Origin of the sequence: Microbacterium sp. NPDC057658 (assembly GCF_042799975.1) — a bacterium.
Taxonomy (GTDB): domain Bacteria; phylum Actinomycetota; class Actinomycetes; order Actinomycetales; family Microbacteriaceae; genus Microbacterium.
Map to the genome: position 1 here is coordinate 713,426 of NZ_JBHVHT010000001.1, position 22,314 is coordinate 735,739.

20 protein-coding genes are annotated in these 22,314 nt (G+C 71.4%); 11 read left to right on the forward strand and 9 right to left on the reverse strand.

Features of this window, described 5'->3' with window-relative positions:
* Positions 1–256: 256 nt before the first annotated feature.
* The 3 genes from ACFU8V_RS03410 to ACFU8V_RS03420 are packed head-to-tail and all read right to left on the reverse strand — an operon-like array spanning position 257 to position 3,461.
* Positions 257–1,279: a Gfo/Idh/MocA family protein gene (locus ACFU8V_RS03410; RefSeq protein WP_378868970.1), complete on the reverse strand. Its 1,023-nt coding sequence runs from the start codon at positions 1,277–1,279 to the stop codon at positions 257–259.
* On the reverse strand, positions 1,276–2,295 hold the full coding sequence (locus ACFU8V_RS03415) for a Gfo/Idh/MocA family protein (RefSeq protein ID WP_085604384.1): 1,020 nt from the start codon (positions 2,293–2,295) through the stop codon (positions 1,276–1,278). Before ACFU8V_RS03415 ends, ACFU8V_RS03410 begins: the two co-directional genes overlap by 4 nt.
* Complete coding sequence (locus tag ACFU8V_RS03420) at positions 2,292–3,461, reverse strand: ROK family protein (protein WP_378868973.1); 1,170 nt, start codon at positions 3,459–3,461, stop codon at positions 2,292–2,294. The genes ACFU8V_RS03415 and ACFU8V_RS03420 overlap by 4 nt, the downstream gene beginning before the upstream one ends.
* 186 nt (positions 3,462–3,647) lie before the next feature.
* Here ACFU8V_RS03420 and ACFU8V_RS03425 point away from each other — a divergent pair, with 186 nt between their 5' ends.
* The 8 genes from ACFU8V_RS03425 (at position 3,648) to ACFU8V_RS03460 (ending at position 13,096) form a co-directional block, all read left to right on the forward strand.
* Entirely contained in the window at positions 3,648–4,889 is a 1,242-nt protein-coding gene (locus ACFU8V_RS03425; protein WP_102208546.1) for an ABC transporter substrate-binding protein, read from the forward strand.
* Between the two features lie 67 nt (positions 4,890–4,956).
* Entirely contained in the window at positions 4,957–5,862 is a 906-nt protein-coding gene (locus tag ACFU8V_RS03430; protein WP_062633348.1) for a carbohydrate ABC transporter permease, read from the forward strand.
* Positions 5,859–6,764 (forward strand): carbohydrate ABC transporter permease, encoded by a 906-nt coding sequence (locus tag ACFU8V_RS03435; protein ID WP_249521303.1) that lies wholly within the window; start codon positions 5,859–5,861, stop codon positions 6,762–6,764. The genes ACFU8V_RS03430 and ACFU8V_RS03435 overlap by 4 nt, the downstream gene beginning before the upstream one ends.
* 21 nt (positions 6,765–6,785) lie before the next feature.
* The gene (locus ACFU8V_RS03440) at positions 6,786–7,820 is read left to right on the forward strand and encodes an NAD(P)-dependent oxidoreductase (RefSeq protein WP_085604397.1); all 1,035 of its coding nucleotides are present in this window, start codon (positions 6,786–6,788) and stop codon (positions 7,818–7,820) included.
* Complete coding sequence (locus tag ACFU8V_RS03445; RefSeq protein ID WP_378868978.1) at positions 7,820–8,905, forward strand: dihydrodipicolinate synthase family protein; 1,086 nt, start codon at positions 7,820–7,822, stop codon at positions 8,903–8,905. Before ACFU8V_RS03440 ends, ACFU8V_RS03445 begins: the two co-directional genes overlap by 1 nt.
* Positions 8,902–9,915: a hydroxyacid dehydrogenase gene (locus tag ACFU8V_RS03450; RefSeq protein WP_315109302.1), complete on the forward strand. Its 1,014-nt coding sequence runs from the start codon at positions 8,902–8,904 to the stop codon at positions 9,913–9,915. The genes ACFU8V_RS03445 and ACFU8V_RS03450 overlap by 4 nt, the downstream gene beginning before the upstream one ends.
* Positions 9,912–10,838, forward strand: a complete 927-nt coding sequence (locus tag ACFU8V_RS03455; RefSeq protein ID WP_378868982.1) for a GNAT family N-acetyltransferase — start codon at positions 9,912–9,914, stop codon at positions 10,836–10,838. Before ACFU8V_RS03450 ends, ACFU8V_RS03455 begins: the two co-directional genes overlap by 4 nt.
* Before the next feature lie 104 nt (positions 10,839–10,942).
* Positions 10,943–13,096, forward strand: a complete 2,154-nt coding sequence (locus ACFU8V_RS03460; protein WP_378868985.1) for a peptidase C14 — start codon at positions 10,943–10,945, stop codon at positions 13,094–13,096.
* A 56-nt stretch (positions 13,097–13,152) separates the two neighbouring features.
* Here ACFU8V_RS03460 and ACFU8V_RS03465 read toward each other — a convergent pair whose 3' ends face one another.
* The 3 genes from ACFU8V_RS03465 to ACFU8V_RS03475 are packed head-to-tail and all read right to left on the reverse strand — an operon-like array spanning position 13,153 to position 15,867.
* Positions 13,153–14,628: an APC family permease gene (locus tag ACFU8V_RS03465; RefSeq protein ID WP_126894533.1), complete on the reverse strand. Its 1,476-nt coding sequence runs from the start codon at positions 14,626–14,628 to the stop codon at positions 13,153–13,155.
* A 32-nt stretch (positions 14,629–14,660) separates the two neighbouring features.
* Positions 14,661–14,927, reverse strand: coding sequence for a hypothetical protein (locus ACFU8V_RS03470; RefSeq protein ID WP_060922902.1), 267 nt, complete (start codon positions 14,925–14,927; stop codon positions 14,661–14,663).
* Positions 14,928–14,952: 25 nt separating this feature from the next.
* Positions 14,953–15,867 carry an NAD(P)/FAD-dependent oxidoreductase gene (locus tag ACFU8V_RS03475; RefSeq protein WP_378868990.1) on the reverse strand — a complete coding sequence of 305 codons (915 nt, stop codon included), beginning with the start codon at positions 15,865–15,867 and terminating at the stop codon, positions 14,953–14,955.
* A 77-nt stretch (positions 15,868–15,944) separates the two neighbouring features.
* Here ACFU8V_RS03475 and ACFU8V_RS03480 point away from each other — a divergent pair, with 77 nt between their 5' ends.
* Positions 15,945–16,532: a helix-turn-helix domain-containing protein gene (locus tag ACFU8V_RS03480; RefSeq protein WP_231919557.1), complete on the forward strand. Its 588-nt coding sequence runs from the start codon at positions 15,945–15,947 to the stop codon at positions 16,530–16,532.
* 27 nt (positions 16,533–16,559) lie between these two features.
* Here the strand turns inward: ACFU8V_RS03480 and ACFU8V_RS03485 are convergent, their stop codons facing one another.
* Genes ACFU8V_RS03485 through ACFU8V_RS03495 form a run of 3 tightly spaced genes read right to left on the reverse strand, consistent with a single transcriptional unit; the run spans position 16,560 to position 18,993 of the window.
* Positions 16,560–17,471, reverse strand: a complete 912-nt coding sequence (locus ACFU8V_RS03485; RefSeq protein WP_315107890.1) for a phosphotransferase — start codon at positions 17,469–17,471, stop codon at positions 16,560–16,562.
* A 20-nt stretch (positions 17,472–17,491) separates the two neighbouring features.
* Entirely contained in the window at positions 17,492–18,334 is an 843-nt protein-coding gene (locus ACFU8V_RS03490; RefSeq protein WP_378868994.1) for an SDR family NAD(P)-dependent oxidoreductase, read from the reverse strand.
* Between the two features lie 8 nt (positions 18,335–18,342).
* Positions 18,343–18,993 (reverse strand): GntR family transcriptional regulator, encoded by a 651-nt coding sequence (locus ACFU8V_RS03495; RefSeq protein WP_060922906.1) that lies wholly within the window; start codon positions 18,991–18,993, stop codon positions 18,343–18,345.
* 154 nt (positions 18,994–19,147) lie between these two features.
* Between ACFU8V_RS03495 and ACFU8V_RS03500 the strand changes: the two genes are divergently transcribed.
* Both ACFU8V_RS03500 and ACFU8V_RS03505 read left to right on the forward strand, forming a co-directional pair.
* On the forward strand, positions 19,148–20,509 hold the full coding sequence (locus ACFU8V_RS03500; RefSeq protein ID WP_025104139.1) for an MFS transporter: 1,362 nt from the start codon (positions 19,148–19,150) through the stop codon (positions 20,507–20,509).
* A gap of 132 nt (positions 20,510–20,641) precedes the next feature.
* The gene (locus ACFU8V_RS03505; RefSeq protein WP_081811588.1) at positions 20,642–22,177 is read left to right on the forward strand and encodes an ABC transporter substrate-binding protein; all 1,536 of its coding nucleotides are present in this window, start codon (positions 20,642–20,644) and stop codon (positions 22,175–22,177) included.
* Positions 22,178–22,314 lie beyond the last annotated feature (137 nt).

Below are 22,314 nucleotides of genomic sequence, written 5' to 3' on the forward strand. Positions count from 1 at the left end.
CGCTGCGGCCTCCGGTGCAACGCCCGCAGCGCCAATTTCATGCCCGCCCGCTCGCTCCGGGACGGGAGGGCCTGGGACTCCGGCATGCGCGCACCGTCTCCGTGCGGGACGGGAAACGTTCCTGAGGAGGCGGAGCGGGGAGCGTTTTCGATCCCGCGAGGGGGAACTCGGGGCGCGGAGAAGGGTGCGGGACGGGAAAGGTGCCGGGGGAGACCGGAAGGGGAGCGTTTTCGATCCCGCGAGGGACGGGGCGGGGTTAGAGGGGGATGGGGGTGCCGGCGCGGGACGCGGACTCCTGCGCGGCCTTCACGATCTCGACGGTCCGGATGCCGACACCGGCGTCGGGCTGAGGCTGACGGCCCGCGCGCACGGCCTGCACGAACTCCTCGAGCAGCAGGGCGTCGAGGTCGGCCCCGACCGGGGTCCAGGTCTCGCCGTGGGCATCGTGTCCGGCCACGCCCTTCGCGAAGGGGCTCACGGTCACGGTCCCGCGCTCGGCCACGACCTCGAGGGTGAGGCCGCCCCAGGTCGGCGAGCTCAGCGGCCAGCTCCACGAGCAGTCGATCGTGGCGATCACGCCGCTCGGGTACTGGATCGTCACGAGGCCGCCGGTCTCGACCGCGAGGTCGCGCTCCCCGTGCAGGATGCTGTTCGACACCGCGCGGACGGTCTGCGCCCGCTCGCCCAGGAGCTCGTCGAGGAGGTCGGCGCAGTGCACGACGTGGTCGACCAGGGCACCGCCGCCGGCGAGCGCGGGATCGGTGAACCAGGCCCGGTCCTGCGGGAGCTTGCCGTTGTTGATGCCGGTGACTCCGAGGATCGTCCCGAGGCGTCCGCTGCGCAGCTCGGCGACGGCATCGCGCACCGCGGGGGAGAAGCGCACCGGGTACGCCACCATGAGCAGCACGCCCGCCCGGTCGCAGGCGTCGCGCATCGCGATCGCGTCCTCGACCGTCGTCGCCAGCGGCTTCTCGCACAGCACGTGCACGCCGGCCGCGGCGGCCTGCTCGACGAGGGCGCGGTGACGGGAGTTCTCGGCGGCCACCACGACCGCGTCCGGACCCCAGGCGAAGGCCTCGTCGTAGGTCTCCACATAGGCCACCCCGAGTTCCGCGGCCAGGGCGGCACCGCGCGGAGCGTCGTCCGGGGCGGAGGCGCCGTCGGGATCGGCGGCGATCAGCTCGACATCGGGCATCTGCTGCAGCGCGTGCACGTAGCTGAGGGCGTGCGTGTGCGCGAAGGACAGCACGGCGATCCGCAGCGGACGGGGAGCGGTCATCGGGTGGCCTCCTCGGCGACGGCGACGGCGGGGGACGAAGCGGGGAGGGCGACCGGGGCTCCGGAGGCGATCGAGGCGTAGGCGGCCTCGGCGACCGCGACCGCCTGGATGCCGTCCTCCGGGGTGACGGCGGCCTCGCGTCCTTCCGCGATGGCAGCCACGAAGTCGGCGATCTCCGCGTAGTACGGGCTCTCCTCCGGCGACATCGGCGGGAGGTAGTCGGTCGCGCCCTCGACGAGCACGGCGTCGGTGCGCAGCGTGTGGTCCTCGGCGCTGTCGTAGCGCAGGCGCCCCTCGGATCCGGCGACCTCGACGCTCGTGCGGAACGGCATGCCGGGCTGCACCCAGCTCGCGTGCACGTGGCTGATGACCCCGTTGCGGTGGGTGAGCACGACATGCGCCGTGACCGGGGCGGGCACGCGGTCGTCGACCGTCGGCGGGTTCTGCACGGCGTAGACGCTGTCGACCGGGCCGGCGAACCACAGCGCCTGATCGATGTCGTGGATCATGAGGTCGCGGATGACGCCGCCGCCCGCCCGCTCCGAGAAGAACCAGGGGGCCTGCGGCGCGGCGCCCAGGCGACGGAAGCGCTGCACGGCGGGGGTGCCGATCTGCCCGGCGTCGATCCCGGCCTTGATCCGGCCGTACTCCCCCATGTAGCGCACGACGTGGGCGGGGAACAGCCGCACTCCCGCGGCGGCTGCGGCGGCGGTCACCTCGGCGGCGGCCTCCGCGGTCGCGGCGAGCGGCTTCTCGCAGATCACGTCGACCCCGCGGGCGATGGCCCGAAGGGCGAAGTCGGCGTGGGTGCTGCTCGGCGTGACGATGTCGACGACGTCGACCTGCTCCAGGAGCGCGTCGACGTCGGCCACGACCTCGAAGCCGTACTCGGCGGCGATCTCCTCCGCGCCCTCCTTCGAGGTGACGAAGCCCTGCACGCCGAGCGCCCGCCAGGCGTCGGCGTGCACGCGGGAGATCCCGCCCGCGCCGATGAGTCCGACCTTCAACGTGCTCACTGCTTCTCCTCGGGGTCGTCGCCGGCCGCGGGGTCGTGCGGCAGGGGGGTGATCGGTGGGGCGGGCATGTCCTCGATGCCGTAGATGTCGCCCGGATGCCGCTGGAACGCATGCACGACGGCGCCGTGGGCGGCGGCTTCCGCTCCCAGCCGCGCCTCCGCGACGGGCACCTGGAACGGCAGACCGAGGTGGCCTGGCAGAGCGGCGCGCAGGGGGTCGAGCAGTTGCTCGTGCGCGGCCGAGAGTCCGCCGCCGATGACGACCATGGCCGGATCGACCGTCATGATCAGCGTCGCGATCCCATGGGCGAGTTCGTCGATGAAGCCGTCGAGCTCCTCCCGGGCGGCCCGCTCTCCGCTGCGCGCCAGGGCGAACACCTCGGCGGCGGTCGGGGCGGTGCGCCACGAGATCTGCCCGGTCTCGGTGTTCAGCCCCCGGAACGCGAGGCGGCCGATGTCTCCCGCCGCGTTGTGGATGCCGCGCCGGGGGCGGCCGCCGAGGATGAGGCCCATGGCGATGCGGTTGCCGACCGACAGGTAGATGACGTCGTCGACGAGCTGCGCGACGCCGAGGTGATGTTCCGCGACGGCCGCGAGCCGCACACCGTTGTCGACCGCCACGGGGCAGCCGAACGCCTGGCGCAGCTGCGAGCCGATGTCGATGCCGGACCACTCCGGGATGACGACCGAGGTGGTGACCCGTCCGTCGTCGTCGACGATGCCGGGCAGGGAGACGCCGATCGCCCGCAGACCGGTGCGCGGCAGCGAGAGCCGGGCGAGCGTGCGTCGCACGTCGTCGATCACGGCGGCGAGCTTGGCCGGGCCGTCGGGCTGCTCCGCGACGCCGGGGAAGGTGCGCTGAGCGATGACCACGCCCGCGAGATCCGCGACGACGACGCGCACGCTCGCGACGCCGATGTCGACGCCCACCACCACGCCGGCGGCGGCGTGGAAGGAGTAGCGGCGGGCCGGGCGCCCCGCACCGCCGCCGTTCTGCGCCAGGGCGTCGACGAGGAGTCCGGAGTCGGAGAGCACCGCCACGGCGTTCTCGACGGAGGTGCGGGAGACCTCGAGCGACCGGGAGAGGTCGCTGACCGTCGCCGGTCCGGCGTCGCGCAGCCGGAGTGCGGACCGCGCCACGATCGAGAGCGGACTGGTCGCGCCCATCGGGTCCCTCCTTCGTCTCCGCCGTTGGTGCGATCAAATTAGCACACCCGATTCTCAGATCGGGGATTGTTGTTCACGGCCGAGAAACACGGCCGAAACAAGGCTCTGAGAACTTGTGCTTGACGAATTATCCAAAGCCAATGTCATAATGAACCGTACTCAGCACGGTTTACGCAAAGGAGCACCATGCGCGTCAGCAAGATCACCGGCGTCGTCGCGGGAGTCGCGGCCGCCACCCTGTTGGCCGGATGTTCGGCCGGCGGAGGCAACACCGCAGAGGGCGAGCAGGACATCACGGTCTGGCTCTACCCCGTCATCGCCGACGAGGCGGTGCACAAGGACTTCTGGGACTCGACCATCGAGGCGTTCGAGAAGGAGAACGAGAACGTCAACGTGAAGTACGAGATCTTCCCGTGGGCGAACCGTGACGAGGCCCTGCAGACGGCGATCGCCGCCGGCAAGGGACCGGACGTCGTCTACCTCATCCCCGACCAGCTCGCGGCGTACCAGAAGTCGATCGCCCCGCTGAACGACCTGCTCAGCGAGGAGCGCCAGGGCGACCTGCTCCCCAACGTCAAGGAGTCGGTCACGCTCGGCGGCGACATCCTCGGCGCCCCGATCCTCACCAGCGCGCAGCCGCTCATCTGCAACGCGGCCGCGTTCGAGGCGGCCGGGGTGACCGAGTACCCGGAGACGTGGGACGACATCGCCGAGATGGCTCCGGCGTTCATCGACAAGGGCATGTACGCCCTCAACTACCCGGCGTCGGCCGAGAACACCCTCAACCTCACCTACTACCCGCTGCTCTGGCAGGCCGGCGGCGAGGTCTACACCGAGGACGGCGAGGTCGGCTTCGACAGCAAGGCCGGCGAAGAGGCGCTCACCTTCCTGACCGATCTGGCCGAGGAGGGCGCGCTCGACCCGGAGGCCCTCACCACCAACGTCCCGCTGGAGCAGACCGCCATCGCTCAGGGCAAGGTCGCCTGCACCTGGAACAACGCCGTGACCGAGGTCGCGCCGTTCTGGGGCGAGGAGAACGTCAAGGTCCTCGCGCCGCTGACCGACAAGGAGTCCGTGGCCTACGGCACCGTCGGCTCGCTGTCCGTGCTCAAGGGCTCGAAGGCCCCCGAGGCCGCAGCCGCGTTCGCCGAGTTCGCGACCGGCGCCGACGTCGTCGAGCCGTATCTCAAGGCCGCCGGCTACTTCTCCGCGCTCAGCACCACCGAGCCGCTGTACGCCGACGACCCGCTCCTCGGTGAGGTCGAGAAGTACGTCCCCGACACCACGGTGGGCGAGCTCGACGCCAGCTCCCGTGCTCTCATGGGCGTGCTCTCGCCGGAGATCCAGGCCGCCCTGCTCGGCCAGAAGTCCCCGGCCGACGCCCTGAAGGACGCCGCGGCCGCCGCAGCCCCGCTGCTGCAGAAGTGACACCCGGGGGCGTGCGGGTACCCGCCGCACGCCCCCTCTCTCCCGCCCCCCACGTGAGGAATCGACAATGACGACGGCCACCACGGCGCCGAAGCCCGCAGGACGGGTCGCCCGGGTGCTCGCCCGACGGGAAGCGCGCGTCGCGTTCCTGTTCGTGCTCCCCGCCTTCCTGCTGTTCATCGCCTTCCGCTTCGGCCCGAGCATCGCGGGTGTGGCGCTGAGCTTCTTCGACTACGACATCTCCGGCGAGATCGCCTGGCGCGGCCTCGACCACTTCCAGCGCCTCGTCGCCGACCCGCTGTTCTGGCGGGCGCTGGGGACCACCCTCATCTACACGGTCTTCGCGGTGCCGATCGCGCTCGTGCTGTCGACGATCATGGCCCTCGGCGTGCGCCGCGCCTTCCGCGGCGCCCGGTTCTTCCGCTCGATCTTCTTCCTCCCCGTCATCACCTCGCTCGTGCTGGCCGGCTCGATCTTCGTCTGGATCTTCTCCGCCAACGGTCCCTGGTCCGCGCTGATGACCCCACTCGGCCTCGGCGGCTCCTGGCTCGGCAGCACCGTGCTCGTGATCCCGGCGATCGTCGTCGTGGGCGTCTGGTCCCGGTTCGGCTACGGGATGATGATCCTCATCGCCGCCCTGCAGGACGTGCCGCGCGAGCTGGAGGAGGCGGCGCTGGTCGACGGCGCGAACGCCTGGCAGCGCTTCCGGTGGATCATCCTCCCGCACCTGCGCCCGACCTTCTTCTTCCTCGCGGTGATCGAGACGACGGCCGCCTTCCAGGTCTTCGACGTCATCTACGTGATGACCCAGGGCGGGCCGGCGAATGCCAGCTACTCCCTCGTCTACATGCTCTACGACCAGGGCTTCCGCTACTTCGACTACGGCTACGCGGCCGCGGTCGGCGTGGCCCTTTTCCTCATGACCCTCGTGGTCGCCCTCATCCAGCGCCTCGTGATCGGAAAGCAGAAATGACCGCCCTCCTGCAGCCGCCGACGCAGACGACGCCGCCCGCGACCCGTCCCGCCGCGCGGAAGCGCCGCTCGTTCCGCGCGCTCGAGCCGACCGGCTGGGGTGTCGCCGTCCGCTGGGTCTGGCTGAGCATCGCCGGCATCCTCAGCTTCTTCCCCTTCTACGCCATGGTCGTGCTGAGCCTGAAGCCGGGCATGCTCGTCGAGCTCCCCGGCTCGCTGCTCCCCTGGAACGACATCTCGTTCGAGGCGTACGAGCAGGTGCTCGCCGGGCAGAACATCCTCGTCTGGCTGTTCAACACGCTCGTCTACTCGCTCGTGTCGGTCGTGGCGGTGCTGTTCCTCTCCGCGCTCGCCGGATACGCCTTCGCCAAGAAGCGCTTCCGCGGCAAGGAGGTCATGTTCTGGTCGTTCCTGGCGATGGTCATGGTGCCGTTCCACGTGACGCTGATCCCGACGTTCATCCTCATGGCGAACCTCGGCGGCATCGACACCTACTGGGGTCTCATCCTGCCGACGCTCGCGAACGCGCAGGCCGTCTTCCTCATGCGCCAGTTCATCCAGGGCCTTCCCGACGAGCTCTTCGAGGCCGCCCGCATCGACGGGGCCGGCGAGTTCCGCATCTTCCTGCGGATCGTGCTGCCGCTGTGCAAGCCGATCCTCGCGACGCTCGGGATCTTCGTCTTCCTCTGGCACTGGAACGACTTCCTCTGGCCGCTCATCATCGCCAAGTCCAACTCGATGTTCACCCTCACCGTGGGCATCTCGTCGCTGCAGCAGCAGGATGTGCCGCTCAGCACCATGCTCGCCGGCTCCGTCGTGGCGCTGCTGCCGATCTTCCTCGCGTACCTCATCGCTCAGCGGTACGTGCAGGAGGGCGTCACCGGCACCGGGATCAAGGGCTGAGAAGAAGGGAACCGCACGACAATGACGCAGTACGCATTCGCCTCCGAGGCCGAGCTCGAGGAGGCGCTGGCCACCCCGAGCGACGGGCTCGTGGCCGACCTCTCCCAGGGTTCCGGAGACCTCGTGATCCTCGGCGCCGGCGGCAAGATGGGACCGACCCTGGCGATGCTCGCCCGGCGCGGCCTGGACGCCGCCGGCCGCACGGACGACGCCGTGTACGCGGTCTCCCGCTTCGGCGACGCCGCCATCCGCGAGCGCCTGGAGGCCGCGGGGGTCCGCGTCGTGCCGTTCGACCTCATCGAGAACGACGATCTCGCCGGTCTCCCCGATGCCCCGAACGTGGTGTTCATGGTGGGCGCGAAGTTCGGTGCCGCGACCAACGCCTCCTGGGCGTGGGAGGTCAACGCGGCTCTTCCCGACCGCATCGCCCGCCGCTACCGCGACAGCGCGATCTCGGTGCTCTCCACCGGGAACGTGTATCCGTTCGTCCCTGCCACCTCGGGCGGTGCCGCCGAGGAGACCACGCCCGCGCCGATCGGCGAGTACGCGCAGTCCTGCCTCGGTCGGGAGCGCGTGTTCGAGTTCGGGGCGCAGGAGCGCGGCACCAAGGTCGCGATCATCCGCCTGAACTACGCCGTCGACCTCCGCTACGGGGTGCTCGCCGACATCGGCAGCGCCGTGCACGCGGGCGAGCCGGTCTCGGTCGCCACCGCGAACGTCAACGTGATCTGGCAGGGCTACGCGAACGAGGTCGTGCTGCGCAGCCTCGTGCATGCCTCCACCGACCCCTTCGTGATCAACCTCACCGGTCCGGAGCTGCTCAGCGTCTCCTCGATCGCCCATCGTTTCGGCGAGCTGTTCGAGCGGGAGGTCGAGATCGTCGACGAGCCGCAGCCGACCGCGCTGCTCAGCGACGCCCGCCGCTGCATGGCCCTGTTCGGCTACCCGTCCGTCTCCGCCGAGGAGCTCATCCGCATGCAGGCCGGCTGGATCCGCGACGGGCTGCCCATGATCGCCAAGCCCACCAAGTGGGCCGTCCGGGACGGGAAGTTCTGATGACCGACGCCGCTGCGCGGACGGCGACCGTGCCGTCGCTGCGCCCTGAGGCCGCCGCGACCCTCGCCCGCGGTGCCGTGATCCCGGCCCATCCGCTCGCCCTCACCGCCGCGCGCACGCTCGACGAGCGGCGGCAGCGGGCGCTCTCCCGCTACTACCTCGACGCCGGGGCTGGCGGCCTCGCCGTCGGCGTGCACACGACGCAGTTCGAGATCCGCGACCCGGAGCATGCGCTCTTCGAGCCGGTGCTCGCACTGGCCGCGGAGGAGATGGACGCCCGCGACGATGCGTCCCTCGTGCGCATCGCCGGCGTGGCGGGCGACACGGCTCAGGCGGTCGCCGAGGCGGAGCTCGCCCGCTCCCTCGGCTACGACGCCGTGCTGGTGAGTCCCCGCGTCGCGGGTGCGGACGAGCGTGCCCTGCTCGACCGCGCCCGCGCCGTCGGCGAGGTGCTGCCGCTGGTCGGCTTCTACCTGCAGACTGCGATCGGCGGACCGGTGCTCGACCGCGAGTTCTGGCGGGAGTTCGCCGCGATCCCCTCCGTCGTCGCGGTGAAGGCCGCTCCCTTCGACCGCTATCGCACGCTGGAGCTCGTACGGGGCGTGGCCGCCTCGGGCCGCGCCGACGAGATCGCGCTGTACACGGGCAACGACGACGCGATCGTCGCCGACCTGCTCTCCGAGTTCCACGTGGACTCCCCGTCCGGGCGGCGCACCCTCCGGTTCGTCGGCGGGCTGCTCGGTCAGTGGGCGGTCGGCACGCACGCGGCGGTCGCGCTGCTGGAGCGGGTGCATCGCGCCCTGGCGGGAGACGCGGAGGCCTACCGCGAGGTGGGACGCCGTGCCTCGGACATGGTGGACGTGAACCAGGCCGTGTTCGACCCGGGCAACGACTTCCACGGGGTCATCGCCGGGGTGCACGAGATGCTCCGCCAGCAGGGGCTTCTCGAGGGCACCTGGTGCCTCGACCCGGCCGAGGGCCTCTCCCCGGGACAGGCGGAGGAGATCGCCCGCGTCCGGCAGGCGTACCCGGAGCTCAACGACGACGCGTTCATCGCCGAGAACCTCGAGGCCTGGCTGCGATGACCGCCGGGACGAGCGCTCCGACCGTGGTCGCGGTCGTCTCCGCGGAGCTGTTCGCCGAGTTCTTCTCGCCCGACGATGCGGCGCGTCTGGAGGCCGTCGCGGCGCGGCTCGGCGGGACGTTCGTGCGGGTGGACCGGCTCGCGGATGCGGTGCTCGACGAGGCGCGCGTCGTGGTGACGAGCTGGGGCGTGGGTCCTTTCGACCACGCGGTGCTCGCCACGCTCCCGAAGCTGGAGCTCATCGCGCACACGGGTGCCACGATCAAGCCGTTCGCGACCGACGCGCTCTTCGACCGCGGCGTGCGGGTGACGCAGGCCGGGGCGGGGATGGCCCGGTCGGTGGCGGAGGTGTCGCTGACCTTCACGCTCGCCCTGCTGCACCGGGTGCCGGAGATGCACGACGCCCTGCGCGCCGGCGACGGCTGGTGGGACGCGGAGGCCGTCGGGGTGCAGCACGAGATCCTCGGCGCGCCCATCGCGGTCATCGGCGCCTCCCGGACCGGGCGGGCGTACCTCGAGCTCCTCCGTGCGCTCGGCGCACAGCCGCTGCTCGTCGATCCCACGCTCGACGCGGCCGAGGCGTCGTCCCTCGGGGCGGAGCTCGTGACGCTCGACGAGGCGCTCCGCCGTGCGCAGATCGTCGCGGTGCACGCCCCGACCCTGCCGGAGACGCATCACCTGATCGGTGCGCGCGAGCTCGCGCTGATGCCGGACGGGGCCGGCCTGGTCAACACGGCGCGGTCCTGGCTGGTCGACGAGGCCGCCCTGCTCGCCGAACTGCGTCGTGGCCGGTTGAGTGCGGCGATCGACGTGTTCGACGAGGAGCCGCTGTCCGCGGAGAGTCCCTTCCGTTCGGCACCGCGCGTGCTGCTCACCCCGCACCGCGCGGCCGGGACCAGGGAAGGCCGGCTGCGGCAGGGGCGGATCGTCGCCGACGAGCTCGACGCCTTCGCCGCGGGGCGTCCGCTCGCACACGCCGTCGACCGCGCCCAGCTCTCCTCGATGGCATGAGCGCCGTGGTCGTGCGGTCGGCGCGGGCGGAGGACCAGCCCGCTCTCGCGGCACTGTGGGCGGCCGCCTTCACGCCGCCCCTCGCGCCGGACCAGTGGCTCGTGGACGACGAGCGGCTGAGCCACACGCTCGTCGCGGAGGACGACGAGGGCGTGTGCGGGTCGATCTACGGACTGCCGAAGAGCCTGCGGGAGTCGGACGGCGCGGTGGCGCGGGTGCACGCGATCGGCAGCGTCGCGGTCGCCGAGCGGGCTCGGGGCCGGGGACTGGCCCGCCGGCTCGTGGCCGCCACCCTGGACGCGGCGGGTGACGCCGACTGGGCCCTGCTGTTCACCGGAACCCCCGAGGTGTACCGGTCGAGCGGCTTCACGACCTTCTCGATGCCCCGCACGATGGCCGGACCGTGGGCGGCGTCGGCGACGGCCGTGGAGCTCGCCTCGGTCGTGCGCGAGTCCGTGGGACTCGGCGTCCTCGGCCCGCTGCGCGAGGTCTACGAGCGCTCCCGCACCGGTGTGGTCGTGCTCGCCCCGGTGCGCGGCGACCGCGACTGGACGATGGCGGAGGTGCGACTGCGGGGCGCGACGCTGTACCGGCTCGCCGAGGCGGACGCGACGGTCGGCTACGCGGTGGCGGAGGTGCGCGACGGCGTCGGGCTGCTGCACGAGAGCGCGACCGATCCCACTGCGGCCGATCCGGCCGGGGTGCGTCACGCGGTGCTGGAGGCCGTGGCCGCGGACTGGGCCGCGGCGGGCGTCCGCACCTGCGAGCTGGCCGTCCCCGCGCTGGCGGCGGAGGAGCGCGCTGTCCGCCCATTCGCTCCGGCGGCCGTGCGGCAGGACGACCGCACCGGGATGATCCGCCCGCTGCGCCGCGAGGCCCGGGTGGACGGCATCCGCCACTTCACGGCGGGCGACTACTTCTGAGCATCCGCTCGGAGAGCGCTGGGGATCGGGGACTGATCGGTGACCGCGATCCGGCCGAGGGCCGGACGCCTGACCGCGGCGAGGACGCCGCAAGGAGGATGAGCATGACCCAGCTGGACACCACCACCGAGACCGCGGCGATGCGCAGTCGACGGATGCTGCTCGCCGGTTTCGGCGCCGCCGCCCTGGGCGGGGTCGCCGCGATCGGCGCCCCCGCCGCCGCCCAGGCCGCCGGACCCGTCGTGCCGCAGGAGTCGTCGGGCTCGAAGAACGTCGCGCACGGAGGCGTCGCCACCGCCCTCGCGACGCGCAAGGGCAAGGACGGCGACCTCGTGCGCACGAGCGGCTACGCGGCCCCCGGCGACGGCGGTGACGGGCTGTACCGCTTCGTGAAGAAGGACGCCCCCGCGGCCAACGGCGGCACGGTGCTCGCGGGGCCGAAGGGCGGCGCCTGGGTGCTCGTGCACGACGGCACGGTCGACTTTCGGAAGTTCGGCATCATGGACGCCTCCGCGCCCGCGGACGACGCGCTCGACGCGATGGTGGGCGACGCCCGGGTGCGGCGCGTGGAGGCGCACACCGACCTCAACTTCGTCCGCCGCCATAAGTTCTCCCGGTCCAACATCGCGTTCGACTTCGGGAATCACCTGATGACGACCGAGGGCATCGAGAACGCCGGGAAGGACGACCCCTTCGCGGCCGTCATGTTCTTCCGTGGCGAGGTGACCGACGCGGTGCAGGAGGCGAAGCTCGGCGAGGACGTGCCCGACCTCGCCGACATCTTCCCCGTCGCCGACTCGTCGTTCTTCGCGGTCGGGGAGTGGTACGCCGCCGAGGTCAACGCGCTGTCTGGTCGCTGGGAGCGCGAGCTGCAGCGGCTGGTCCAGGTGACCCAGATCGTCGACGGTCGGCACATCCGCGTGAACTACAAGAACGGCTGGCCGCTCGGCAAGGACCGCACGATGACCTGGCGGCACGTGAAGCCGGTGCAGGACGTGACGGTGTCGAACTTGAAGTTCCTCGGCAAGGGGACGGACGAGTACACGGGGTCGCACCCGCTGGCCTTCGAGTACGCGGTGCGCTGCGACGTGGACCACATCGACGGCACGGCGACCTTCTGGCCGCTGATCCAGCGCCGGTGGAACACGTACTTCACCACGGAGAGCTGCACGCTGAAGAACCCGACCTCCGTCACGTGGGGTGGAGCCGGCTACCTGACGCAGCAGATCTACTGCCTGTACGGGTATGTCGCCAACTGCCACACCGCCAACGCCCGGCACCTCAACGACTTCACCGCGAGCGCCTACTGCCTCGTGGAGAACTGCCACGGCGACGGCGACGACCAGGGTCCCTTCGTCACGCACGGCCAGTACGAGCACGACCTCACCTACACGGGCAACTCCGGTCTCATGACCTTCGCGAACTCCGGGGCGGCGTGGGGCTCGGCGGCCAAGCGCATCACCGTCCGCAAGCACGTGTGCTCGTGGTTCGTCGCGCGCGTGCGCATCACCGACCTGACGCTGGAGGACGTGCAGGTGATCGGCAAGCCCTCGCTCGCGGGCTCCGGGATGCTGTGGATCAACGCGGACGGCGCGCAGCTGCGCGGCTGCACCGCCTCGGACACGCTCATCATCACCCAGGCCTCCGACAACTCCGCCCGGCCGACCGTGATCGCCGACTCGCACTTCACGTTCGTCGCTCCCGGCGAGCTCACCAACGCGACGGTGACGACGCCGGTGACCTTCGTCGACACGGTGCTTGACCGCGTCGGTGGCATGAAGATCAACGGTCCGGGTGCGGTCACCTTCCGCGGCTCGACCCTCTCCGGCGCCGACGATGCCGCCCCCATCTCCTCGGCGACGGCGAAGCTGCGCGTCGAAGGCTCCACGCTCCGCAACGCCCGCATCGCGGCCGCCGGAAAGGACCGTCAGGTCGTCGAGATCGCGGGATCCGAGGTGTCGGCGAAGGGCGGGACGACGGTGTCGCGGTCGGGTGCGGGCGAGCTGCACCTGACGCTCTCCGACAGCACCTTCCGCGCCGAGGGGGCGACCACGCACGTCGCCGTGACGAGCGGCGCGACCCACTACCGCGCGGTCGGCAACCGGTTCGAGGGCGGCGCCCTGGAGCTGCGCGACGACGCGTTCGGGGCCGGGTCGACGCTGCTGCACACCGGCAACGTGGAGGCCGGCGTCACCCGCACGGCGTTCCCCGCGGAGGGTGACCGCGTCGTCGACACCGCCAACCTCGTCGTCGGCTGATCCCGCCGGGCACGACTTCGGAGCTGCGGCGCGACCCGCCGCCTCCTCGGCCCCGTCTACGGCGTGTCGCCGGGGGTCTCCGAAGTCGTGCCCGGGCGGTGCCGGGGGCTGTCCGGGTTCAGGAGCGAGTGCCGACGGCTGTAGGCGAAGTACACGACGAGTCCGATCACGAGCCAGACCCCGAACCGGAGCCACGTCTCGGGGTGGAGCTGCGAGATGAGGAAGAGCGAGAAGCCCACGCCGACGATCGGGACCACGGGCATGAACGGCAGCCGGAACGTCCGGGGTGCATCCGGCTTGGTGTAACGGAACACGATCACGGCGATGCAGACGACGACGAAGGCGGCGAGGATGCCGATGTTCGTGAGGTCGGCGACGGCGCGGATGGGGAACACGCCCGCGAAGAACGCCGCGCCCAGCCCGGCGATCCAGGTGACCCGCTGCGGGACGCCGCGGCGGTCGACCCGCGCGAACCAGCCGGGGAGCAGTCCGTCGCGGCTCATGCTGAACCACACCCGGGTGGCGCCGAGCAGGAACGTGAGCATGACGGTGAGGATCGACACGACGGCGAACACCGAGATGACGGAGGCGACGACCGGGAGCCCCACGCCCGTGAACGCCGAGGCGAAGCCCGCCTTCGGATCGATGTCCTGGTAGTTCTGCATGCCCGTGAGCACGAGCGTCGCGGCGACGTAGAGCACCATGGCGATCACGAGGGACAGGATGATCGCCTTCGGCATGTGCCGACGCCCGTCCTTCGCCTCCTCGGCGGCCGTGCTCATCGCGTCGTAGCCGAACACCGCGAAGAACACCGTCGCGGCACCGGTGAAGACGGGGCCGAAGCCGTTCGGCAGGAAGGGATCGTAGTTGGCGGGGTCGATGAAGAAGACGCCGAGGACGACGATGAACACCACGAGGAGGATCTTGATGGCCACGGCGACGAGTTCGAAGCGGCCGAACGTGCGGGTGCCGCGGCTCAGCAGGAACGTCACGAACAGGCAGATGAGGATGGCCGGGATGTTGACCACACCCCCTGGCTGGTCGGCGGTCTCCGTGATCGCGGTCGGCAGCTCCAGCCCGAATCCGGAGAGGAATGCGTCGAGATAGCCGGAGATGCCGATCGCGACGACGGCCACGATGGCGACGTACTCCAGGAGCAGGTCCCAGCCGATGAACCAGCCGACGAGTTCGCCGAGCGCGACGTAGCCGTAGCTGTAGGCGGAACCGGCCCGCGGGATCATGCCGGCGAACTCCGCGTACGACAGCGCGGCCGCTGCCGACGCGAGCCCGGCGATGAGGAAGGAGAGGACGACGGCGGGACCCACGGCGGGAGTCGTCGCGTCGCCGTGGGCGACGAGCCCGGCGAGCGAGAAGATCCCGACGCCGACGATGCCGCCCACGCCGATCGCGGTGAGCTGCCAGAGCCCGAGCGTCCGGAACAGACCGCTCCCGCCCGACTCCTCCGTCATGTCGCTGACGGGCTTGCGGCGCCACACGGACGTCGTGGAACGGGGTCGATCTGTCCGGGGCATCGTCGCCTTCTCTCGTCAGGAACGGGAGAACGTTACCTTCGCCGACGCGCCGTCACAAGACCGTGGATCCGGCGGCGGACGCGGTGCAGCAGCGGCATCTCCAGGTAGATCACGAGGGGGACGGCGATGGTGACGAGCACCAGCGTGCGCACGACGATCGGGAGTCCGGAAAGCGGGGCGGCGAGGACCAGGTTCAAGACCGTGAGGGTCGGGAAGACGGCGATCCAGATCATCAGCGCGAGCTGGTGCTGCGTGGGCGGGGGGACGGGGGTCGCCGTCGGGGCGGGTGCTGCGGACATTGCTGTGTTCCTTCTCTCTCGGGGGTCAGGCGCCGCGGTGGGTCGCGAGCTGGGCGGCGAGGTCGTCGTCGGTGAGGTCGGCGTTGAGGGCGATCGCGGCGGCGGAGCCCTGCCCGGCCGCGGTGATGAGCTGCGCACGCGGATCGGCGACGTTCCCGGCGACGGAGACCCCTGGCACGCTCGTGCGCCCGCCGGCATCGTGCCGGACCCACCCGTTCTCGTCGGTCTCGCAGCCGAGAACGTGGAGGAGGGCGTCGTGAGCGCACATCTCGGGGCGGACGAACACCGCGGCGCGCTCGACGTGCGTGCCGTCGCTCAGCTCCACGCTCTGGAGGCGGTCGGCCTCGACGATGAGGCGGGAGACCTCGCCCGGATGCACCCGGACGCCGCGCGCGTCGAGACGTTCCCGCTCGTCGTCCGTGAGCGGCCGGGTGTGGGGGAAGTAGACGACGTCGGCGGACCACTGGGCGATGAGGAGCGCGTGGGCGACCGACGCAGCCGTGCCGCCGATCACCCCGAGAGCGCGATCCCGCACCTCGTACCCGTGGCAGTACGGGCAGTGCAGCACATCGCGCCCCCAGCGCTCCCGCAGACGAGGGATGTCGGGGATCTCGTCGCGCAGGCCCGTGGTGACCAGCACCCGTCGGGCTTTCAGCCGTCGCCCGTCGTCGAGGGTGGCCGTGAAGCCCGGGGACAGCTCGGCGACGCGTCCGTCGATGATCGTGCCTCCGTAGCCCGCGACCTCGTCGCGACCGCTCGCGAGCAGCGCAGCGGGCGCGGCGCCGTCCCGGGAGAGGAAGCCGTGCAGGTGCGCCGCGGGGGCGTTGCGGGGCTCCCCCGCATCGACGATCGCGACCGTGCGTCGGGCGCGGAGCAGGACCAGGGCGGCGCTGAGGCCGGCGGCACCGCCGCCGACGATGAGCACATCGAATCTCTTCATGCCAGGAGAGTCGCCCCGGAGGTGCCGGGCCGGCAAACTTCTTTGCTGCTCCTGGGAAATGCGGCCAGACTGAGGACGTGCAAGGGGACGAGATCGACGCGACGCTCGACGGCGTGGGCCCGCGGTTGCGGTGGCTCCGGAAGCAGCGGGGGATGACGCTGACCGACCTGGCCGACGCCACGGGGATCTCCACGAGCACGCTCTCGCGGTTGGAGACCGGGCAACGCCGACCGAGCCTCGAGCTTCTCCTCCCGCTCGCCCGCGCCCACCGGGTGCCGTTGGACGACCTCGTCGGGGCGCCCGACGTCGGCGATCCGCGCGTGCGATTGAAGCCGCGCCGCGTGCACGGCCGGATCGTCGTGCCGCTGACCCCGCACGCCGGCCCGGTCCAGGCCTGGAAGATCCTCATCCCGGGGAGCCAGGTGACTCCGCGTCCCCGGGCGCACGAGGGGCGCGAATGGCTCTACGTGCTCAGCGGCACCATGCGGTTGATCCTCGGCACGCGCGATCTGCGCATGGCAGCCGGAGAGGTCGCCGAATTCGACACGCACGTGCCGCACTGGTTCGGGAGCGCGGACGGGGAGCCCGCCGAGGTGCTCAGCCTGTTCGGCCGACAGGGCGAACGCGTCCACGCGGGCGAGTCGGGCGCGCAGCCCGAGGGATGACGGCGGACGCCCCCGCCTCGGGGGCGATCAGCGGACGAGCTCGGCGATCCAGTCGGTGGCGATGACCGCTTCCCGGCGCTGGAAGTCGCGGAGGGTCGTCATCCCGTCCGGCGCGGGAAGACGGCACTTCTCGAACCAGGCGCCGCCCGCGGCGGACAGGAGGGCGATGTGGTCCTCCGTGGTGGACCCGGCGAAGGCCGGGTGATCGAGCAGGGGGCCGACCTCGGCTGCGGCGTCCTCGACGCGGAGGTCGAGCAGGTAGAGGAGGGCGTCCTCCCACCCCGCGCCGCGGGCCGCCCACGGCCAGTCGAGCAGCCGTGCGCGGCCGGAGGCCTCGATGAGGATGTTGTCGGCCCGGAGGTCGGCGTGCAGGAGCCGATCGCCCGCGACCGCGGTGCCCACGCGTTCCGCCGCCGTGCGGAGGAGGTCGACGTTCTGCGCACACCACGGCGTGGTCGTCTCCAGGAGCCCGGCCTCCTCGAGCCGCCGCCAGGACCCGGAGTCGTCGTGCAGCTCGTCGGCGAGGCGGGGAAGCGTGCGCGGCGCCTCGGCGGTGGCCAGGGCGGCGATCGCATCCAGGACGTGCGCGGTGTCGGGCGCGGTGGCCGAGCGTTCCGGATGACGGCCCTCGACGTCTTCGATGAGAAGCACCGCCCACCCGTCCGCGGTGAAGGCGTCGACGAGGTGCGCGGCGGGGAGGGAGCGGGGGATCGCGCCGAGCACCTCGGCCTCCCGCACGTAGAGCGCGAACGTGCCTTCCGCGGACTCCTGCACCGCCTTGACGAACAGCCGCCGTCCGTCGGCGAAGGTCAGCCGTGAGGCCAGCCCCGCGGAGAAGCCGCCGTCCTGCGACTGCGCCCGTGTCACCGGGGAGCCCGCGAACTCCTCGACCCGGGCTCGGAGAGCGGGAGGGAGCTGGGTCCAGTCGAGGCGCGCCATCGCCCCAGCGTAGACGGCGCTCAGCCCCCGGCCACGCCGACGAGCGCGGCGCTGCGCCGCCAGAGGGCCTCGGCGAGAGCGGGGTCGTGCACCTGCGGGTTCACGCGGGTGCTGAGGACGCGCTCGTCGTAGTAGCCGCCGGAGACCCAGGTCTCGCCCGGCGTTCCCTCGAGGAACCAGCGCAGCGTCGCGCCGCCGCGGTCGCTGCCGATGAGGACGAGGCGGCGCAGCGGGGTGCGGTAGACGAGGCGCATGATGCTCGACGATTCGGCGGCGAAGTTCGTCGCCACGGTGCCGGGGTGGAAGGCCACCGCGCTGAGCCCCTGCGCATGGAACTTCTCGTGCAGGCTCTTCGCCGTCAGGACGTTGGCGAGCTTGGCATCGCCGTAGGCCTTGTTCGGGGAGTACCGGCGGGTGTTGTCGAGGTCGTCGACGTCGAGATGCCCGAAGAGGCGATGCGCGACGCTGGAGGTGTTCACGACCGCGCCGCGGGCGGCGAGCAGCTGCGGGAGCAGGAGGTTCGTCAGCAGGAACGGGGCGAGGTGGTTCACCTGCATCGTCTTCTCGTGCCCGTCGACCGTGGGGGTGCGGTCGCCGAAGATGCCGCCGGCGTTGTTGGCCAGCACGTCGATGCCCGCTGCACCCACGGCGTCCGCGAGCTGGGCGGCGAGCGCGCGCACGTCGTCCAGGCGCGCGAAGTCGGCGGTGAACCACTCCGCGCCGGTCTCGTCCGCGACGGCCCGCATCTTGTCGGGCGAACGGCCCACGAGGAGCAGGCGGTGCGGGGATCCGGCGAGCTGGCGGGCGGCGGCGGCGCCGATCCCGTCCGAGGCTCCGGTCAGCACGATGGTGCGTGCGGCCACGGCGGCGCTCACTCGGCCGACGGCGTGATGCGGCGGACGGCCCTGGTCACGTGCTCGGCGATCACCGCGCGCGCCTGCTCTGGATCGCCGGTCGCGATGGCGTCGACGATCTGCTGGTGGCTGCGCACGTGCTCCTCCTGCTCGGCGGGGTCGAGGGCGGAGTTGGCCGCCTGGATGAACCCGGCGATCCGGCCACGGAGCTGGGCGCTGAGCTCGTCGAGGAACCGGTGCTCGGCGAGGTCGGCGAGGGTCTCGTGGAAGAGGCGGTCCTGGCGCAGGACCTCGGCCACGTCGCCCGGCGCCGCCGCCGCCATGGCCTGGATGATCGCTTCCAGCCGGGCCGCCGACTCGTCGTTCCACCGCTCCTGCACCCGGATCGCCATAAACTGCTCCAGCACGATCCGCAGGCTCGAGATCTCCTCCAGGTCCTGCGCGCTGAGCTGGGCGACGCGGGCGCCGCGGCGGGGCTCGCGGGTGATGAGGCGCTCCTCGGCGAGCCGGGTCAGGGCCTCGCGCACGGGGATGTGGCTGACGCCGAGACGGTCGGCGAGCTTGCGCTCCACGAGCCGCTCGCCGGGGGCGAGCTCTCCGGAGTGGATCGCCGCCCGCAGCTCGTCCGTGACCTGCTCGGCGATGTTCTGATCCGACACGCTGCGCATCCGGGGCCCTTCTCGATCTCGCGCGCGGCCCGGTGCTCGTCGAGCGGGGGCTCCTTCGCTCGGTCGATGCTATGGCATGAGCAGGGGACTGGACAGGAGCCGCGCGGTGCTAGATGCTATAGCAAAACCCGAAACCGATGACGAAGGAGTTGTCATGTCCGGCAGAGAGACGCTCGCGCAGGCGCGCGCCGCGGAGGACGCGGTGGGAGCCGCCGCCATGAAGAAGGCGATCTGGAGACTCGGTCCGTTCCTCGGCCTGCTCTACCTCGTCGCCTACATCGACCGGAACAACGCCGGCTTCGCGAAGCTCGAGATGACGGCCGCCCTCCAGATCACCGAGGCCGCCTTCGGCTTCGCGGCGGGCATCTTCTTCATCGGCTACCTGCTGTTCGAGGTGCCGAGCAACCTGCTCCTGGAGAAGTTCGGCGCCCGCAAGTGGATCGCCCGCATCATGATCTCGTGGGGCATCGTCGCGGCGCTGACCGCGTTCGTGCAGGACGCGACCCAGTTCGCGATCGCGCGCTTCATCCTCGGTATCGCGGAGGCCGGGTTCTTCCCCGGCGTGCTGCTCTACCTCACGCTGTGGTTCCCGCGGCAGTACCGCACGCAGGTGCTCGCCGTCTTCGTGCTCTCGAACCCGATCGCCAACGCGGTCGCCGCGCCGCTGTCCGGCTGGATGCTGGAGCTGCACGGGCTGTGGGGCCTGGACGGCTGGCAGCTCGTCTTCCTGCTGCAGGGCATCCCGGCCGTGCTGCTCGCGTTCGTCGTGTTCTTCTGGCTCCCCGACCGCCCGCAGGACGCGCGCTGGCTGACCCCCGCCGAGCAGCGCTGGATCACCGACACGCTCGCCGCCGAGACCCAGGCGACCGAGCAGCGGCACGGACGCCTGCGGCTGGGCGAGGTCTTCCGCAACGGCCGCCTCTGGACGCTCATCGTGCTCTTCTTCGGCGTCGTGTTCGGTGCCTACGGGCTGGGGATGTGGCTGCCGACGATCGTGAAGAGCATGGGCGACTTCTCGAACGCCACCACCGGCTGGCTCGTGGCGCTGCCGAACCTGTGCGCGGCCCTCGTGATGCTGCCGTGGGAGCGCGCCGCCCGGAAGCAGGGCAACATCCCGCTGCAGATCGGCATCACGCTCAGCATCACCGCCCTGTCGCTCATCGCGGCGGTCGCGGCGCAGGGCACGCCGGTGCTCGCGCTCGCCGCGCTGTGCGTCGGGATGTCGGCGCTCTTCTCGACCACCCCGCTGTTCTGGAGCCTGCCGCCCATGGTGCTCACCGGCACGGCGGCCGCGGCCGGCCTCGCCTTCATCAACTCGGTCGGCAACCTCGCCGGCTTCGCGGGACCCTACGCGATCGGCTGGATCAGCGAGACCACGGGGTCGGCGGTGTGGGGCCTGCTCCTCATCTCGGGGCTCACGCTGCTCGGAGCGACGATCGCCTTCGTGCTCAGCCGCCGCACGGACTTCACGACGGCGCCCGCGCTCGCCGTCGAAGCGTCCAGCGCCCGCCGGTGACCGGTCCGGGCCGGCGGTCGTGACGAGAACGTGACCCCGCCGGCCCGGTTCGCTCTAGACGCCGTTTGCCTTTTGCTACATGCTATAGCGCAACACCCTTACCCGAAGCACCACCCGACCTTGGAGGCACCCATGTCGCGTCGTCGTGTTCGGCTCGGCGGAGCAGCGATGCTGCTGACCGCCGCGCTCATCACCGCTGGTTGCAGCACCTCATCCACCCCCGACGGCCAGGCGCAGGACGGCGGCACCCTCACCGTCGCCGCCGCGCAGGGCATCCCGCAGCTCAATCCCGCCATCCGCACGTTCGCGTGGGAGGAGGTGCTGTTCCCGCTGCTGTGGAACGGCCTCACCAAGACCGACGAGTCCGGCGAGGTCGTCGGCGATCTCGCCGAGAGCTGGGAGGCGTCGGATGACCAGAAGACCTGGACCTTCACGCTCCGCGACGGCGTGACGTTCTCGAACGGCGAGGACTTCACCGCCGACGACGCGGTGGCCGCGTTCGACTACTACCTCGACCCGGACACGGCGACGCAGGAGAAGAACAAGATCTCGATGGTCACCGACGTCACCGCGCCGGACGAGAAGACCGTCGTGGTGACGCTGTCCGAGCCCATCGCGACCTTCCCCGCGGGTATCGTCTGGGTGAAGATGATCGACGTCGACGCACTCGACACCATCGACAAGGAGCCCATCGGCACCGGTCCGTACGTCGTGGACGCCTTCACTCCGGACGACAGCCTCACGCTCGTCCCCAACCCGGAGTACTTCGGCGAGGCTCCGGCGCTCGACGAGATCACGATCGTGAAGGCCGCCGAGTCCACCGCCGCCGTCACCGGTCTGCGTTCCGGCGACATCGACGTGCTGTGGTCCGTGCCACAGGGCGACGTGGCGGGTCTGGAGGGCGGCGACATCGCCCTGGTGAAGCCCGAGAACCCGAGCCAGTGGCCGTCGTGGGAGATCGACACGACGTCGCCGCCCTTCGACGACGTGCGCGCCCGGCAGGCCCTCGCGTACGCGACCGACCGTGAGGCCATCCTCGACGCCGCCTACTACGGCCAGGGCACGGTCTCCCCGACGAACAACGCGCTCGGCGAGGTGAACCCGTGGTTCGGCGGCGAGCTGACCGACTACTCCTACGACCTGGACAAGGCGAAGGAGCTGTTCGCCGAGGCCGGGGTGACCGAGGGCAGCACGCTCACCTGGTGGGGCGTCGCCGGACAGTACCCCGAGTGGAACACGAGCGGCGAGATCCTGCAGGCGAGCCTGAAGGAGATCGGCATCACGCTGACCATCGACAACAACGACATCGGCACCTGGGTCGACGCGTTCTACCCCGCGGGCAAGAGCTACCCCGGCTACATCGTGCCGAACTTCCAGTCCACCCCGCCCGAGCCGGCCTACTCGCTGAACTTCTACCTGGAGGGGCGGTGCGAGTGCAACTGGGTCGACCCCGACTTCCAGACGGCGTTCGCCGACGCCGTGGCCGAGCCGGACGAGACCGCGCGGGCCGCGAAGTGGGGCACCGTGCAGACCATCATCAACGAGCAGGTGCCGCTCATCGTGCCCCTGCAGTCGACGGTCGTCACCGCCACCAGCACGGCGGTCGACGGCGTGTGGGTCGAGGGCGGCGGACAGCTGCACCTCGAGGGCGCGCAGCTGAAGGGCTGACGTGGCCCTCTCCGTCCTCCGGCGGGTGGGGGGGGGGAGGGGGGGGGGGGGGGGGGCCCCGCCCCCCTTCCTTTTTTTTTTTCTGCTTTTTTTTGGGGGACCCCCCCCCCCCCCCCCCCGCTCCCCACCCGAAATGG